15 protein-coding genes are annotated in these 15,086 nt (G+C 61.9%); 6 read left to right on the top strand and 9 right to left on the bottom strand.

The features are described 5' to 3' along the window. Positions 1–16 precede the first annotated feature (16 nt). The 6 genes from BB28_RS00075 to BB28_RS00050 all read left to right on the top strand — a co-directional run bounded on the left by BB28_RS00075 (position 17) and on the right by BB28_RS00050 (position 4,548). Positions 17–784, top strand: coding sequence for a DUF3298 domain-containing protein (locus BB28_RS00075; protein ID WP_081252177.1), 768 nt, complete (start codon positions 17–19; stop codon positions 782–784). Between the two features lie 107 nt (positions 785–891). Further along, positions 892–1,773 carry a lipoprotein LpqH gene (locus BB28_RS00070; protein ID WP_064393348.1) on the top strand — a complete coding sequence of 294 codons (882 nt, stop codon included), beginning with the start codon at positions 892–894 and terminating at the stop codon, positions 1,771–1,773. Between the two features lie 77 nt (positions 1,774–1,850). Further along, complete coding sequence (locus tag BB28_RS00065; protein ID WP_046251978.1) at positions 1,851–2,159, top strand: hypothetical protein; 309 nt, start codon at positions 1,851–1,853, stop codon at positions 2,157–2,159. Between the two features lie 161 nt (positions 2,160–2,320). Beyond that, the gene (locus tag BB28_RS00060; protein WP_046251976.1) at positions 2,321–2,719 is read left to right on the top strand and encodes a hypothetical protein; all 399 of its coding nucleotides are present in this window, start codon (positions 2,321–2,323) and stop codon (positions 2,717–2,719) included. After that, positions 2,716–3,318: a DUF3558 family protein gene (locus tag BB28_RS00055; protein WP_046251975.1), complete on the top strand. Its 603-nt coding sequence runs from the start codon at positions 2,716–2,718 to the stop codon at positions 3,316–3,318. The genes BB28_RS00060 and BB28_RS00055 overlap by 4 nt, the downstream gene beginning before the upstream one ends. 18 nt (positions 3,319–3,336) lie before the next feature. After that, positions 3,337–4,548: a hypothetical protein gene (locus BB28_RS00050; protein ID WP_064393347.1), complete on the top strand. Its 1,212-nt coding sequence runs from the start codon at positions 3,337–3,339 to the stop codon at positions 4,546–4,548. Positions 4,549–4,596: 48 nt separating this feature from the next. Here BB28_RS00050 and BB28_RS00045 read toward each other — a convergent pair whose 3' ends face one another. From BB28_RS00045 to dnaA, 9 genes are all read right to left on the bottom strand, one after another. After that, entirely contained in the window at positions 4,597–4,941 is a 345-nt protein-coding gene (locus tag BB28_RS00045) for a hypothetical protein (RefSeq protein ID WP_046251973.1), read from the bottom strand. 253 nt (positions 4,942–5,194) lie between these two features. Then, complete coding sequence (locus BB28_RS00040; protein WP_046255395.1) at positions 5,195–5,434, bottom strand: hypothetical protein; 240 nt, start codon at positions 5,432–5,434, stop codon at positions 5,195–5,197. After that, complete coding sequence (locus BB28_RS00035) at positions 5,434–6,645, bottom strand: hypothetical protein (protein WP_046251972.1); 1,212 nt, start codon at positions 6,643–6,645, stop codon at positions 5,434–5,436. Before BB28_RS00035 ends, BB28_RS00040 begins: the two co-directional genes overlap by 1 nt. Positions 6,646–6,777: 132 nt before the next feature. After that, positions 6,778–8,805 carry a DNA topoisomerase (ATP-hydrolyzing) subunit B gene (gene gyrB, locus BB28_RS00030; RefSeq protein ID WP_046251970.1) on the bottom strand — a complete coding sequence of 676 codons (2,028 nt, stop codon included), beginning with the start codon at positions 8,803–8,805 and terminating at the stop codon, positions 6,778–6,780. Positions 8,806–9,018: 213 nt separating this feature from the next. After that, positions 9,019–9,570: a DUF721 family protein gene (locus BB28_RS00025; protein ID WP_046251969.1), complete on the bottom strand. Its 552-nt coding sequence runs from the start codon at positions 9,568–9,570 to the stop codon at positions 9,019–9,021. After that, complete coding sequence (gene recF / locus BB28_RS00020) at positions 9,563–10,711, bottom strand: DNA replication/repair protein RecF (protein WP_046251967.1); 1,149 nt, start codon at positions 10,709–10,711, stop codon at positions 9,563–9,565. Before recF ends, BB28_RS00025 begins: the two co-directional genes overlap by 8 nt. A 19-nt stretch (positions 10,712–10,730) precedes the next feature. Then, on the bottom strand, positions 10,731–11,624 hold the full coding sequence (gnd, locus tag BB28_RS00015; protein WP_046251966.1) for a phosphogluconate dehydrogenase (NAD(+)-dependent, decarboxylating): 894 nt from the start codon (positions 11,622–11,624) through the stop codon (positions 10,731–10,733). Between the two features lie 49 nt (positions 11,625–11,673). Then, positions 11,674–12,873 carry a DNA polymerase III subunit beta gene (gene dnaN, locus BB28_RS00010; RefSeq protein ID WP_046251964.1) on the bottom strand — a complete coding sequence of 400 codons (1,200 nt, stop codon included), beginning with the start codon at positions 12,871–12,873 and terminating at the stop codon, positions 11,674–11,676. A 691-nt stretch (positions 12,874–13,564) separates the two neighbouring features. Beyond that, positions 13,565–15,040, bottom strand: coding sequence for a chromosomal replication initiator protein DnaA (gene dnaA / locus BB28_RS00005; protein ID WP_030097698.1), 1,476 nt, complete (start codon positions 15,038–15,040; stop codon positions 13,565–13,567). Positions 15,041–15,086 lie beyond the last annotated feature (46 nt).

Genomic DNA, 15,086 nt, shown 5'->3' with positions numbered 1-15,086 from the left:
GAACACCATGGCGACAATGACAGTCCGGAAACTACGTCCGCTGGCAGCGCTTCTTCTCGCGCTGGCAGCCTGCTCCACCGCGAGTCCCGTGCAAAGTCCCGCAACCGCCGCGCCGCCGACAGACCTGTGCACGAACGTGGGTGGCACGTGGGACGGCTCCAAGGAAAGCTGCGCACTTACCGGCACGAACGCGAAGAACATCACGGCGAAAGTTCAAGCCACCTATCCCGTTAACCTGCTGGACGACCCAGCAGCCGGACCGGTGCTCCAACAATTCCTCACCGGCTTCTTCAACAAATTCGGCCACCCGAATGACAACCTCACGCAAAACAGCGAAGCGAGCCTGGGCTACAAGACCTATAAGTCTCCGCACACCCTGTCCGTCGTCTTCACAGAAGATTGGTTCGTCACCGGAACGCCGCACCCCAACGATGCGGTGGTCACCTTCACTTTCGAGCAGACGAACAGAAGGCAGCTCGCGCTCGCGGACCTGTTCTGCCCGGGTGTCGATCCGCTGACCGCACTCCCGCCGCTCATACGCCCTTACGTGGAGCAGGCTGTCGCCCTGGACAAGACCCCCCAATTCACCATTGGCCAGTTCGAACCCCAGCCCGGCCACGGCGGCTACAGCGGCGACTACAAGGCCTGGTACCTCGACGGCGACGACCTTGTGCTCGTCATGCCCGCCGAACGTATGGGACCGGTTCACTCCGCCGCGTGGCAGCCCCGTATTCCGCTATCCGCACTGCAGTCCGTCCGGCGCGGGGGTGCCTGCGCCGCATGATCCGTCGGCGGCCACACAAGCGAAAAACTCTGGTGGACAGATTAGTTGAGGGGGCTCTGATGTTACGGATATCGGGACTGAGCGCTAGCCCGGCGACGAAGAGGACCTTGGGAATCCTCCTGGCATTGCTCGTCGGGGTGCCCGCTGCCGCGTGCGATCCGAAGCCGCCGGCCGATACGCCCACCGCGACATCGGCGGTGGCGCCGGTCTCGACCACCACGGCGCCCCTCCCTCCCAATTTCCCTCGCGGTCCGGCCACCATCGAAGCCACCCTCGACGGGCATCCGCTGGCATTCAGCGACCCGGTCTGTCTCGGGTTTACTGAGGAGCCCACAATCGGCTTTAGCACGGCACCACAAGCGAGTTCACTGAGCTTGCGGCTGGACACCGGGACATCCACCGTGAACGAGATTCGCATCGGGGCACCGGATGGTGGCATGTATCTGTGGAAGACGTGGTCCCATCTGCCATCACCTCCCACCGTGGTGGTGCAGGGCTCGACCTACAACGTTTCCGGTGTGGTGTTCCTGAATCTGGACCCGGGTGAGCCTAAGCCGATTCCGTTTACCGTCACGGCAACATGCCCCGCTTACCCCCATCCACAGCAGCCGTCGGCACCGCCCGTGCCTCCCAAGACCGACCCCAGGGGGCCGCGAGTGGATGCGACGGTGGACGGACGAGTCCTGGTCGACGGCACCGATGCCGCCTCCTGCAGCCGAGAACCGAACGGCTCGTTGAAGATTGCGGTTAAACCGGGCTTGGGTAACCCCGGAAACACCCTCACCTTTGAGGTGAAAGATGGTGCCGTACTTCACGGCTATGTCGGCGGGGCCCTGTTCAACTACACCACCCGGGTTCCCGCCGAAGCATCGGTGACCAAAGAAGGCAACACCCTTCACATCAAGGCCAACCTGTATCGGATCTACCGAAACAAGACGTTCGACGAGCCCCACCCCGTCGAGCTCACCGCCACCTGCCCGGAGCTGTAATCCACACGAAATTCATGGAACCGATTTCCGTGGGCCTGCGTCGGAATAGGTAGTTGAAACTAAGAAGGGTCGCTCTTATGACGTACATCGACTCCGACGGTGTCGAGAGTTTGGCGGGCGTCTGGGGACGCGCCGCCGAGGGTCTGCGGGCTCAAGGGGACAAGGTTCGGTCCTGCGAGCTGCGCGCCGAGACATTTGGCTCTCACTACGCCGACCAGATGGCCGACATCGGACCCGCCGTCGAGCGGCTAGCCGGGCTGATGACCGGTGACGGGGCCCGCTGCGATGACTATCGCGACAAGCTTCGGCTGACCAGCACAGCATTCATCGCGACCGACGACCGAACCGCCTCCGGGCTCGGTGGCGACCCGTCCCGTCAGGGCTAAAGCTTCGCCTACGATTAGGACCCTGGTCTGGGGTTTTCTTCCCAGGTACGCGGCGAGGTAGACCCCGCCCGGACTCCGTCAAAGAAAGTTCCGGAAAGATGGAACCGAACCTGGGGTAGGGGCGTCGTATCCATTTGAGAGCAGGTTTCTGGAGGCGGAGCATGACGGAAAAGAACTACGACTTCGATTTGGGTGGGATGACCCCCGACGCGCAGCGGAGCGCGGCCAACGACGCTGGTCAGGTGCTGCACATGGACGAAAAGGCCGGGCAAACGGTCGCCAAGGAGCTGCTACCCGCTCTTGATCTCATCAACGAGGCGCTTCAAATCGCGCAACAAGCGGGCAACATTGAAGGTTTTGGGGCACTGAACACGGGGCAACAGGCTATGGCGCATTACCGCAAACAGGCGCCTGAGATGGTGACTCGCCTCACCGCATTGAAGGCCGACTGCCAAGCGAAGATCGATCACGTACTGGCCATGGAGCTTCTGTACAACAACATGGACGCGTACAACGCCGGCCGCGTCTTTGATCACAAGCTGACAGTCGAGTACAAATGAGCCGCGCTTCTCGCTTCGTGCTCGTGACGGCGGCCACTGCGCTGGCGATGGCGGGCTGTGCTGACACCGTGTCCGGAGACGCTAAGACTGCAACCGCCGATTCGTCCCCAGGGACTAGCGGCGCGACTAGCTCTTCACCTCCGACCAGCAACGCCGTCTCTGGCCCACATCAGACACCGAATTCAAACACTGACGGCACCACCTTCGATCCCTGCGTGGCCTACAGCGCCGCAGAATTGAGTAAATGGGGACTAGATCCGGCCACTGTCAAAGGTGTAGATGACGGCCTGCAACGTGGCTGTATCTGGAACGGAAAAGGTTGGTACGTTCAGCAATTGGTAGCCAATCGCTCTATCTCGGAGTATCTCGACACCAACAATTATCCGGACGCACAGCCCTTGACCATTGCCGGGCTGCAAGGTTCTCAGCATCGCCTGAGCCAACCCGGTACCGGATTCTGTTCCGTGCAGGTCCCGTCCCAGAAGGCCGTTGTCGCGACCCTCGTTAACGTCGATGCCGGAGCCGCCACCAGGATCCCCGACGCCTGCACCAAGGCCATCGAGATTGCGACCGATACGGTCGCGAAACTTCCTAAATGACAACTGGAGGGAGCAAACATGTCCGGTGACGGATGGGACGGTATGTCACACGCCGACATCGTCGGAAAGCTCAGTCAGCTCAAGCCCGACGGCGCCTTCAATGCGGCCCAGAAGTGGAGCGATATCTACACGAAGGTTTCCGATGCCGCCGAGCACTACACGCGGGCTGCCAGCGTTATGCAGCCGATCTGGACTGGTAAAGGACCCGAGGCTGCAATCGGCGCGCTTAACGCCAAGTACCAAGAGCTCCAGGCCGAAGATGGTATCCCTACCAAGGCCGGGAAGCTGCAGAATGCACTGTTTCAGGACGGAGCTTGCCTAACCAACGCGGGTTACGTTCCACAGCAGTACCCCGTACCGCCCGACAACACCGACAAAGATGCCAAACAGAAACTCCTAGAAGCCGTTCGGACCGAGGCACAACGTCTCTACACCGAGCCACTCAATGTTGACAGACCCGAGGTTGATGAGGCCAAGCAAGGCTCGCCGATGGGCTCGATGCCTCAAGGATCCGGCGGGGGCGGCGGGGGCGGCGGCGGCAACTCGGGTGGTGGGTCCGGTACCAATCTGCAGTCCCCGGGCGGCGGCGCCGACGGCCTGGCCAACAAGGACACCAAGCCGCAGCTCGCCAACGGTGAGGGGCAGGGCGGACAAGGGCAGGGGCAAGGCGCCGGTTCAGGTTCAGGTTCCGGCAGCGGCTCGGGCGGCGGGCAAGGCTCCGGCTCCGGTTCGGGTGCTGGCGGAAGCTCGCCGTTTGGATCTGGAACCGGTACGGGCACAGGTGGTTCCGGCCTCCCACTAGGAGCGACGACCGCCGCCGGTTACGGATCCTCAGGTTCTGCTGGCGGTACAGGCCTCGCCTCGGGAACTGCCGGCGGTGCCAGCGCATTGCGAGCCGGCGGCGGACTTCCCGGTGGAGCCACTAGCGGAGCGGGCACCAACCCGGCTGCCGTCGGCGCTTCCGGAGTACGCGGCGGCGCGATGGGTCCCATGGGCATGATGGGGGGCGCGGGCGCCCACGGTAAGGGCGGTCACGACGAGGACGACGACCACGAGACCCCGGCGATCCTGATCAACCTCGACAACACCTACGAGTTCATGGGCGACCTACCCAAGGCATCACCTGCCGTCATCGGCGACTGGAGCGAGCAGGAGAAGGCCGACAAGCAAGCGCAGGAACGTGAGAAGCAGCGCTACAAAAAGCTCGGCTGGGACGTCAAATACGAGTGATTCAGAATGACTCTGGGTGGCTGGCTTAGCCACCCAAAGTCGTTAGCGCTACTTGGTCCAACCCAACTTCTTGTTGGCCTCGACGATCACGGGCGCTGAGAAGTCACACCATGTCTGTCCGGCGGACAAGGCAGCAGCGGCGACGGCTGCGTCGCCCGGCTCGAATTCAAACTGGGCAATGTTGTCCTCTGGCCCTAAAAGCCCGACACCGCACTCGTTCGGTTCATCCTTCATGACGTAGATATCGGTGCCCTCGGACTTCAGAATTCTGAGGTGAATCGCCCGGAAATTGGCGGCCCCCGTCGAATTCTTGAAGAGCTTCACATTAAGCACGTCATGCCCACCGGCATCCTCGTAATTGCATTGCTGGATACCGGTGCCGTCATCATCCATTGCACGTGCCTTGATCGGCGCGGCACCCTGTGGGGCCAATCGTTCCGGCGCTACGACACCGCAGGGATCCGTCGCAGGGGTAAACGGTTGGTAGCCCGAATCTTTGGCCTCGGATGACTGCGTGGTTGTGGCCGCCGCTGAACCCGAGGGTGTCGACGAAGGCGTCTGAGTGCCCTCAGCCTCCTGTGAACCGCACGCAGCGCTAAAAAACCCCACTGCGGCGACCGTAACCAACAATGCTCGTTTGCTCATATCACTTCCGCTTGTTCGTACCGAACGGATCTTTGAAGGCATAGAAGTCGTCTTCCTCCAACTCCGTTGGGGTAGGGGGTTTTTGAGGTTCTGAAGCAGCCTGTCTGCGCTCGGTAAAACTCGGCTCGATCGGGGTATCGATGTACCGTTCACCGGCCAGTCGAACCGCCTCCATCTCCGCAACACCATCGGTGACCTTACGCACCAGCGCCTGTAACGCCGGATCGAGTGGAACCTCCATCACTTGCCATCCTCCCACGGAGAACCTCCCGTGCCGCCGGTATAGCCGTCGCCGGGCGCAGCTTGATAACTCGGCGCCGCCAACACCGCCGCAGGCAGATCCTTGACCAGTTGCTTCGCGGCATCACTCTCCACGCCCGCCTTACCCAGCGCGTTATCCACCGCCTTGTTCAACGCGTCCTGCCCCTTGGCTTTCAGATATTCGGCCGGGTCCTCGAAGAACTCGATGACGGACTTCACCAGATCGACTGCCTTCTGGACCTGGTCGACCAGCTTTTGCGCCTCCTGAAAGACCTCGTAGAGAATGGCGGCCAAACGTTCTACCTGCCAAGCGGTTCCGGCGATCGGAATCTTCTTCGCCAGAACCTTCAGGGCGTCCTTCCAGTTGTCGATCTGGACTTCCTGCTTTAGCTTTTCGACCACCATGTCAACGATGGTTTTGATCAACTTCTTGATCTGCTCCACCAGCACGTCCAGGCAGTCCTTGATGACCTTCGTCAGCGGAGCCTCTGCCTCCAGCGCCTTGCTCAGCTTTTTCGCGTATTCATCAAAGGCTTGGGCCGACTTACCATCCCAATGCGATTTGGACTGGTCGGTCATTGACTCAAGGGATTTGCCCGCACCCTCCATGCCCTTGCCGGCCTTCTCATACACGTTGCCGATGCGGGTCAACTCGGCCCAGTTACCGACGAGCTTTTCGAACGTGTCGTTGATCGGACTCCATCCGGAGACCTTCTGGATCGCTTCGTCGGCATCAGCAACCCACGCCGCCTTCTCCCGCACGATCGACACCACATCGGCCACCTCATGCTCGGGCGCCGTCAGGTCGGGAGTATCGCCTGTCGCGAGGTGTGGAGCCGTCGTCGTCGCATCACCATCGCGCCTGGAATCGTGTCCGGGCAGCGGCGATGCGGCGGCCCGGATCCTGGCCCCGGTCTTGTTTTCTTGTTCTTTGTAGGTGTTGGCCAGCGAGATCAATTCATTGCCGGTCATGTACATCGCGACCTGGCGCTTGTCGTAGCGCTGCGATGTCTTGGTCTTCGTTGCCTCGAAGGGCCCCTTCAGCTGGGACATGAGCCCCTCCCAGCCGTCCTTGGGACCGGCCTCTGCATCGACCAGACTCTGAACCTTGCCCAGATACCCGGCCAAATCCTCGACGCCGCCACCAAAACCCGCCAGCTTCGCAATGTCGACGCTGAACTTCTCACCCATGTGGACAATCCCTCCGGCTGCTTTCGTACTCGTACGTACGACGTCGAGGCCTCAGGATCGGTTCCACGCACCGACAAAAAGATTCAAGACCAAATTGAATCCGCAACTATCTCGCCCGTCGGGCGAGCGTCACTACACGTCGAGGAAGCGCACGTCCCTGGCGTTTCGGGTGATGAAGCTGCGGCGCGCCTCCACGTCCTCGCCCATCAGAATCGAGAACAGCTCGTCGGCCGCGGCGGCGTCGTCGAGCGTCACTTGGCGCAGTACACGCACGGACGGATCCATGGTGGTCTCCCACAGCTCCTTGGCGTCCATCTCACCAAGACCCTTGTAACGCTGGATGCCGTCGTCCTTGTTGATCTTCTTGCCGGCCTTGAGCCCGGCCTCCATCAGCCCGTCGCGCTCACGGTCGGAGTATGCGAACTCCGGCTGGCTGCGCTGCCACTTGAGCTTGTACAGCGGCGGCTGCGCCAGGAAGATGTGGCCGTGCTCCACCAGCGGGCGCATGAAACGGAACAACAACGTCAGCAGCAACGTCGAAATGTGTTGTCCGTCAACGTCGGCGTCGGCCATCAGCACGATCTTGTGATACCGCAGCTTGGCGATGTCGAACTCGTCGTGAATACCCGTGCCCAACGCGGTGATGATCGCCTGGACTTCTGTGTTCTTCAAAACCCGGTCGATACGGGCCTTTTCAACGTTGATGATCTTGCCGCGCAGCGGCAGGATCGCCTGGAACATCGAGTCACGGCCGCTCTTGGCCGAACCACCGGCCGAGTCACCCTCCACCACATATAGTTCCGACTTCGACGGATCGGTGGAGCGGCAGTCGGCCAACTTGCCGGGCAGCCCACCGATGTCGGTGGCGCTCTTGCGGCGGACCAGCTCACGCGCCTTACGCGCCGCGATCCGCGCCTGTGCCGACGAAACCGCCTTGTTCACAACAGTTTTTGCGTCGGCGGGGTTCGAGTCGAACCAGTGCTGCAGCTGCTCGTTGCACACCTTCTGCACAAACGACTTGACCTCGGTGTTGCCCAGCTTGGTCTTGGTTTGACCCTCGAACTGAGGTTCGCCGACCTTTACCGAGATGACCGCCGCGAGTCCCTCACGGATGTCATCGCCGGTGAGGTTGGTGTCCTTCTCCTTGAGAAGCTTCTTCTCCTTGGCGTACTTGTTGACCACCGTCGTGAGCGCCGCGCGGAATCCCTCTTCGTGCGTGCCGCCCTCGTGGGTATTGATGGTGTTGGCGAAGGTGTGCACCGATTCGGAGTAGCCTGCGTTCCACTGCATCGCGATCTCGACCTCGTGTCCTTCACCCTTTCCGGAGAAGTCGACGATGGTGGTGTGGATCGCTGATTTGGTGCGGTTGATGTGCTTGACGAAGTCGACCAGGCCATCGGGATAGTGGAAGACGCGGTTCTTAACCTTATGCGGCGCAGCCGATTCGGCGGCCTGCTCTTCAGCGGTCTTAGGCGCCTCGGCGGTGTCGCTGACCACCTCGTCGGTCACGTCGGCGTTGCTCACACGCTCGTCGGTGAGCTTGATGGTCAGGCCCTTGTTGAGGAAGGCCTGCTCCTGCAGACGCCTGGCGACCGTCTCGAAGTCGTATGTCGTGGTTTCGAAGATCTCCGGGTCCGCCCAGAATCGGACCGTGGTGCCCGTCTTCTTGGTGGCCGCGCCCTGCTGCAATGTGCCCGGCACTGAGGCCGTGTACACCTGCTGCCACTCGTGACCATCGCGCAGGATCTCCAGCTCGACCTTGGTCGAGAGCGCGTTCACCACCGAGATACCCACGCCATGCAGACCGCCCGACACCGCATAGGAATCCGAGTCGAACTTGCCGCCGGCGTGCAGCTGGGTCATGACGACGTCAACGGTGGGTATGCCGGAGGCGTGCATGGCCACCGGGATACCGCGGCCGTCGTCCTTGACCTGGATGCCGCCATCCTCAAGCATCGTCACCTCGACGGTGGTGGCATAGCCGGCCATCGCCTCATCAACGGAGTTGTCGACAACTTCCCAGATCAGATGGTGCAGACCGCGTTCACCCGTGGACCCGATGTACATGCCGGGGCGTTTCCGGACCGCTTCGAGCCCCTCTAGGATGGTGATCGAGTCGGCACTGTATTCGCTCTTGGCACTCTTCTTCGGCGCAGCCACGATCGACTTTGTCTCCTGTCTGGAAGTAACGACTCTCGCGGGCCACAGACCCAGCGAACCGTGTTACCAACATCCTACTGGTCTGCACAGGCGGCACCTAGCTTCAGGGCATGTTTCATCCCCTCTATTTACGCCGTCCGTCGCATATCTCGGATCAGGCCGTGTCAGGACGGTCTAGACACCGGTTCTACGGCACGACGCGGCGATGAGCCCTCAGCCGTAGGTATCGCGCGGACCCCGTCCGGCGATATGTCGGGGACCCTTACGCCAGGAGGGCGCGGTCGGCCCGGAGATCTTCAAACTCGTCACCACACCGTCTCCCACCGCCGCCGCGATCTTCGCTAGCAGCTGTGCCTGCACCAGCCGCAGCTGCGTAGCCCAGGCCGTGGACTCCGCCGACACCGTCAGCACGCCCTCGTTCAGGGCGGTCGGGGTCGCATGTGCGGCAATCTGCTCGCCCACGACGGCCTCCCACCGGCCAAACACCGCACCCTCGGAGACTCGCGAGGACCAGCCCCGCCTGTTGGCCAGATCTCCTGCGGCCCTACCCAGCAGCTGCGGATCACGCGCATCCGGGCCCGGACCTGACCAGGTGCGGCGCCCTCCCGCGACCCGTCGGCGCTGCTGCGGGGATCTGCCGCCTCTGCCGATATCTTTACCTTGCTGCTTGGCCGCGCCACGTGCCTCTTCGAGCACCCGCCGCACCAGATCCATCCCTGTGACTCCGGCTAGATGCTCCGGCGGCCAGGCCTCTTCCTCACTCATGTGCCACCGACTTTCGTCCCGAAGGATCTTCCTGTATGTCGACGGTAACCGTGCGTGCCGACAATTCCTCGGGAACATCGTCGGGGACCGCGGCGGTCACCAGTACTTGCTCCGCGTTGGCCGCGACAGTGGCCAACGACCGCCGCCTGGCGCCATCGAGTTCTGCGAACACATCGTCCAGCATGAGGAGGGGGTCGGTCCCGTCGGAACGGAGCAGGTCAAAGGCCGCTAGCCGCAGAGCCAAGGCGAAAGACCACGATTCCCCGTGACTGGCGAAGCCTTTCGCCGGCCCGTCGCCGAGCCGTAACTCCAGATCGTCTCGGTGCGGTCCCACCAGGCAGACTCCGCGTTCAATCTCCGCGGACCGCTTCGCAGCCAGCCCGGCGTACAGCGCTTCCGCCAGGCGTTCCACCGAAAGTTCTCCTTCGACACCCTCGACGCTACTGCGGTACGCGATATCGGCCAGCCGCGATGCGGGCGCCAGAAGCTGGTACGACTTTTCTACCAGTGGCCGTAGCTCGCCCACCAATTCGATACGCGCAGAAAGTAACTCGGTGCCGTGCGCCACCAAATGCCCGTTCCACACGTCGAGGGTGTCCAGCACACTCTGATCATTCCGCTGTCTCAACGCCGCACCCGCGGTCTTGAGTAGCGCGGTGCGCTGCCGGAGCACCTTGTCGTAGTCGGCACGCACGCCAGCCATCCGGGGACGGCGCTGAATCAGCAGGTCGTCAAGAAAACGGCGTCGATCAGACGGATCGCCGCGCACCAAGGACAGATCCTCGGGTGCAAAAAGCACCGCATGCAGAATTCCAACGATCTCCCGCGGGCTGCGCACCGGGGAGCGGTTTATCCGGGCCTTGTTCGCCCGCCCAGCCGCGATCTCCAGATCGATCGCCAGTTCCCGACCGTCGTTGACGACGATGGTCGACACCACCGCCCTCTCGGCACCGCTGCGTACCAGCGGAGCGTCGGTGGCAACTCGGTGCGATCCCAAAGTCGACGAATACCAAAGGGCCTCAACAATATTGGTCTTGCCATAGCCGTTGGGACCGACGAATACGGTGCGACCGGGTTCGAGCTCCAGGTCAACTCGTTCCCATGACCGGAAGTCCCGCAATCCCAGCTGTCGTACGTACACGTCGGTCCGCGCGCGTGCCTTAGCCGGAGAGACCGACGCGCTTGACCGCGTGGCCGCCGAACTGGTTACGCAAGGCCGAGACGGCCTTCATTGCGGGTGAATCTTCCTGCCGCGAAGCAAATCTCGCGAACAACGACGCAGCGATGACCGGCGCGGGCACCCGATGATTAATAGCCTCTTCTACGGTCCAGCGTCCCTCTCCGGAGTCTTCGGTGTATCCGGAAATCGCGTCGAAGCCAGGATCTTCCTTCAAAGCCTTGGCCAGTAGATCCAGCAGCCATGACCGCACCACGGTGCCCTTGGTCCAGGCCTGCAGCACGGCCTGCACATCGGTGATCAGCGGTTCGGCCGCCAGCAGCTCGTACCCTTCGGCATAGGCATGCATGAGGCCATACTCGATACCGTTGTGAATCATCTTGGCGTAGTGCCCCGCGCCCACCGGGCCGGCATGTACGAAGCCGTCCTCGCGATCACCCTCAGGCCGCAGCGTGTCAAAGATGGGCAACGCCCGCGCCACATCGGCGTCACTGCCGCCGACCATCAGTCCGTAACCGTTCTCCTTGCCCCACACCCCGCCGGATACACCCGCGTCGATGTATCCGATCCCCTTGGCGGCCAACAGATCTGCGTTCGGCTGATCTTCGGTGAACCTTGAGTTACCGCCGTCGATCACGAGGTCGCCTTCGGACAATTCCTCGGCAAGCTCTGCGATCGTCTGTTGGGTAATCGGCCCCGATGGCACCATCACCCACACCACACGAGGAGTCTCTAAGGCATCGGCCAGCCCTTTAAGCGACGGCACATCGGTGACCTCCGGGCGCGGGTCGTATCCGATGACCTCATGCCCACCGGCGCGCAGCCGGTCGCGCATGTTGAAACCCATCTTGCCCAGTCCAACCAAACCCAGCTGCATGACCCATAACCTCCGATGACCAGTACCTATACCGATTGGGGCGCAAGCCCTAGCCGGGCAGGCGCACCGGCATCAATAGATAGACATAGTCAGTTTGCGCTGCCGTAAACGGCCCGGGACCTTCTGGCGAGCTTTGATCGTCTTCCGCCGGACGCAGTACCGCCGGACGGCTGGGAGTGGTGAAGCCGAAAGTCACCCGATTTGAGTGCAGCGACCCCAGACCATCGGTCAAGTACGTCGGATTGAAGGCGATGGTCAGCGGTTCACCGACGAAATCCACTTCGAGCTCTTCCTCGGCACGGCCCACATCATCGGCACCTGCCGACAACCGCAGCAGTCCCGGCTCGAACTCCAACCGGATCTGCGCTCCACGATCGGCAACCAGCGCAACACGTTTGATGGCTTCCACCAACTCCGCGATACCAATCGTCGCCAACGCGGTGTGCTCCGTCGGCAGCAACTGACGGAACTTGGGGAACTCGGCGTCCAGCAGACGGGTGGTACTGCGCTTGCCGTTACTGACGATGCCCAACAGACCTTCGGATCCGATCGCCGAACCCGCTCCCAGCGCGAGCTGCACGTCTGATCCGCTGGACGCAGACTTTGCCGCCTCGGACAGCGTCTTAGCCGGAACCAAGACCGCGGCGCTGGTCTCACTAGATCCGGACGTCCACTTCAGCTCACGAACGGCCAGACGAAAGCGGTCTGTTGCCGCCAAAACCACTGTGTCGCCGTTGATTTCAACACGGATACCCGTCAGCATCGGAAGCGTGTCGTCCTTGCCCGCGGCAACAGCGACCTGACCGATCGCCTCGGAGAACACCTCCGAACCCAGAGCACCGGTCTCCTCCGGCAGCGAGGGCAAGGCGGGGTAATCCTCGACCGGCATGCTCGGCAGCGAGAACTTCGCGCTTCCGCAGCTGATCAGCAGGCGGGTGCCCTCCAAGGCCACATCGACAGGCTTGTTGGGCAACGACCGAGTGATGTCCGAAAGAAGTCGGCCCGACACCAGCGCACTACCGGAGGCGGCGACCTCCGCCGGCACCTGCACTTGCGCGGAAACCTCGTAATCGAAGCCCGAGAGGGTCAGACCTGTGTCATGCGCGGTCAGCAGCACACCTGCCAAGACCGGAACCGTCGGCCGCGAGGGCAGACTCCGCGCAACCCACGCCACCGAATCGGCGAAGTCGTCGCGCGCGACCCTGAACTTCAGGCTGGTGTCTGCGGCAGTGGGGCTCGCAAGATCCATGAATACCCTTCGCTTCCTCGTTGTCCAGGTCGGACTGTCTGCACACAAAAATCCGTGATAGCCATCGTGGCACGCCCGGGTGACAGCGTTGACAGCGCATCGGACGACCCCCGGCATGTAACCGGGGTACCGCGCACAAGTCCTGTCACTCGGCGTCGGAAGCCGTCAGGCCATGCGACTTCCGAAGCACAACCGTAGATGCTTTCGACGCATCGGGAAAGCGGATCCGTCTCTCCGACGATCCCTGAAGTCCATCGCTGGGTTACCGGCTGGACGGTCCTTGTTGACGCGTCCATCCACACAGCTGCTTTTCAAGAGAAAGATTAGATAGAGATCTAAGCAGTATTAGTAGGTGCTGTGGAATCTGTGGACAGACAAGTGTTGTCGCACGACAGAGGCCCATAGGGGTTGTCAGGAGTTTGTGGATTCCGGGGAGGGTTGCGGCCCGCGGATGTGGAGGACATGTCATTCGTTCAGCAACCCCCAACCGATCGTAGGTTTGCCCCACAGCAGTCCACAGTCCTGTGCACAACTTCGATTGGTGTGGATGTGACGTGTGAGCCACACGAGGTGACAAAAAATCATCGAGAAAAATCTTGGAAAGTCTTGAAATGGGCACGTGTTGAGGGCCCGGCGCGGTGCGGTGAGACAAAAAAACCCGGCCGCGGGGCCGGGTGGGGGAGGGATTAGGTCAGTGCCGGGAACGCTGGCGGATCCGGGCGGTGAGTTCCTTGACGTGATCGAAAACCTCACGCCGCTGAGCCATTTCGCCACGAACCTTCTTGTCGGCATACATGACGGTGGTGTGGTCGCGTCCAAACGTTTGGCCGATCTTGGGTAGCGAGAGGTCCGTGAGTTCGCGGCAGAGGTACATGGCGATCTGGCGTGCTTGCGCGAGCGCCCGTGTCTTGCCGGGGCCACGAAGCTCTTCCACGGTGGTATCGAAGTACTCCGCGGTGACCGCCATGATCGTGGCGGCGCTGATCTGAATGGAGTTTGAGTCGGGGATGAGGTCGCGCAGCACAATCTCGGCCAGCGACAGCTCGATGGGGGACTTGTTCAGAGAGGCGAACGCTGTCACCCGGATGAGCGCACCTTCAAGTTCCCGGATATTGCGTTCGATCCGGCTTGCGATCAGCTCCAAGACGTCATCGGGGACGTCCAGCCGGTCCATCTGTGCCTTCTTGCGCAGGATCGCGATCCGCGTTTCCAGTTCGGGGGGCTGAACATCGGTAATGAGGCCCCACTCAAAGCGGGTGCGCAGCCGGTCCTCAAGAGTGGCCAGGCCCTTCGGCGGCCGGTCGGAGGAGATCACGATCTGCTTGTTGGCGTTGTGCAGGGTGTTGAAGGTGTGGAAGAACTCCTCCTGGATACCTTCCTTGCCCTCGATGAACTGGATGTCGTCGACCAGGAGAACATCGATGTCGCGGTAGCTGCGTTTGAACGCGACCCGACGGTCATCGCGCAAAGAATTGATGAAGTCGTTGGTGAATTCTTCGGTGGAGACGTACTTGACGCGCATACCGGGAAACAGGCGCTGGGCGTAGTTCCCGGCGGCGTGCAGTAGATGCGTCTTACCCAACCCGGATTCACCCCAGATGAACAAGGGGTTGTACGCGCGGGCCGGAGCTTCGGAAACTGCGACGGCGGCTGCGTGCGAGAACCGGTTGGATGCGCCGATGACGAAAGATTCGAAGGTATAGCGCGCATTGAGGCTCGTGTCAGGAGTCTCGGCCTTGTCGGCCCCGCCCGGACGGTTGATGAAGTACGACGGCCACGATTCGTGTGCGCTAGCAAGCGCCTCGGTGGTCTCGTCGACCTCGTCGAGCTCGAGCTCGGGCGTGGGGCCGGCGACTTCCAAATCTTCGCCAGGAGCCGGTGCCGCGATGCGCACACCCAGTTCGACGTTCTCGCCGAGGCGACGTGAAAGGGCCTCCACGATGGGTCCGCGCAGATGCCGTTCGATCTCGTTTTGCACGAAGCTGGACGGCACGGAAAGCAGTGCGAAACCTTCGGCCATGGTGAGTGGCTTGACCAATGTGAGCCAGGCGCGCTGCTGAGGGGTGAGTGGCGGAAAACTCGACAAATATTGGTTGTCGTCACCATTGAGCTCTGCGACGACGGTATTCCATACCGCCGTGAACTGGGAATTCAGTTCATCAGTCAACGGCGAGCATCTCTCTGGCAGTAGGGGACACGTCGACAGTAGCCCC

It is taken from the genome of Mycobacteroides chelonae CCUG 47445 (genome assembly GCF_001632805.1).
In the GTDB taxonomy this organism is placed as follows: domain Bacteria; phylum Actinomycetota; class Actinomycetes; order Mycobacteriales; family Mycobacteriaceae; genus Mycobacterium; species Mycobacterium chelonae.
This window is presented reverse-complemented; position numbering and strand designations above follow the sequence as displayed.

Excerpts from the sequence above, each read along its gene's own strand:
- BB28_RS00065 (WP_046251978.1), top strand. The coding sequence starts at position 1,851 with ATGACGTACATCGACTCCGACGGTGTCGAGAGTTTGGCGGGCGTCTGG.
- BB28_RS00025 (WP_046251969.1), bottom strand. The coding sequence starts at position 9,570 with ATGAGTGAGGAAGAGGCCTGGCCGCCGGAGCATCTAGCCGGAGTCACA.
- dnaN (WP_046251964.1), bottom strand. The coding sequence starts at position 12,873 with ATGGATCTTGCGAGCCCCACTGCCGCAGACACCAGCCTGAAGTTCAGG.
- BB28_RS00040 (WP_046255395.1), bottom strand. The coding sequence starts at position 5,434 with ATGGAGGTTCCACTCGATCCGGCGTTACAGGCGCTGGTGCGTAAGGTC.
- gnd (WP_046251966.1), bottom strand. The coding sequence starts at position 11,624 with ATGCAGCTGGGTTTGGTTGGACTGGGCAAGATGGGTTTCAACATGCGC.
- BB28_RS00075 (WP_081252177.1), top strand. The coding sequence starts at position 17 with ATGACAGTCCGGAAACTACGTCCGCTGGCAGCGCTTCTTCTCGCGCTG.
- BB28_RS00045 (WP_046251973.1), bottom strand. The coding sequence starts at position 4,941 with ATGGATGATGACGGCACCGGTATCCAGCAATGCAATTACGAGGATGCC.
- BB28_RS00050 (WP_064393347.1), top strand. The coding sequence starts at position 3,337 with ATGTCCGGTGACGGATGGGACGGTATGTCACACGCCGACATCGTCGGA.
- BB28_RS00035 (WP_046251972.1), bottom strand. The coding sequence starts at position 6,645 with ATGGGTGAGAAGTTCAGCGTCGACATTGCGAAGCTGGCGGGTTTTGGT.
- BB28_RS00055 (WP_046251975.1), top strand. The coding sequence starts at position 2,716 with ATGAGCCGCGCTTCTCGCTTCGTGCTCGTGACGGCGGCCACTGCGCTG.
- BB28_RS00060 (WP_046251976.1), top strand. The coding sequence starts at position 2,321 with ATGACGGAAAAGAACTACGACTTCGATTTGGGTGGGATGACCCCCGAC.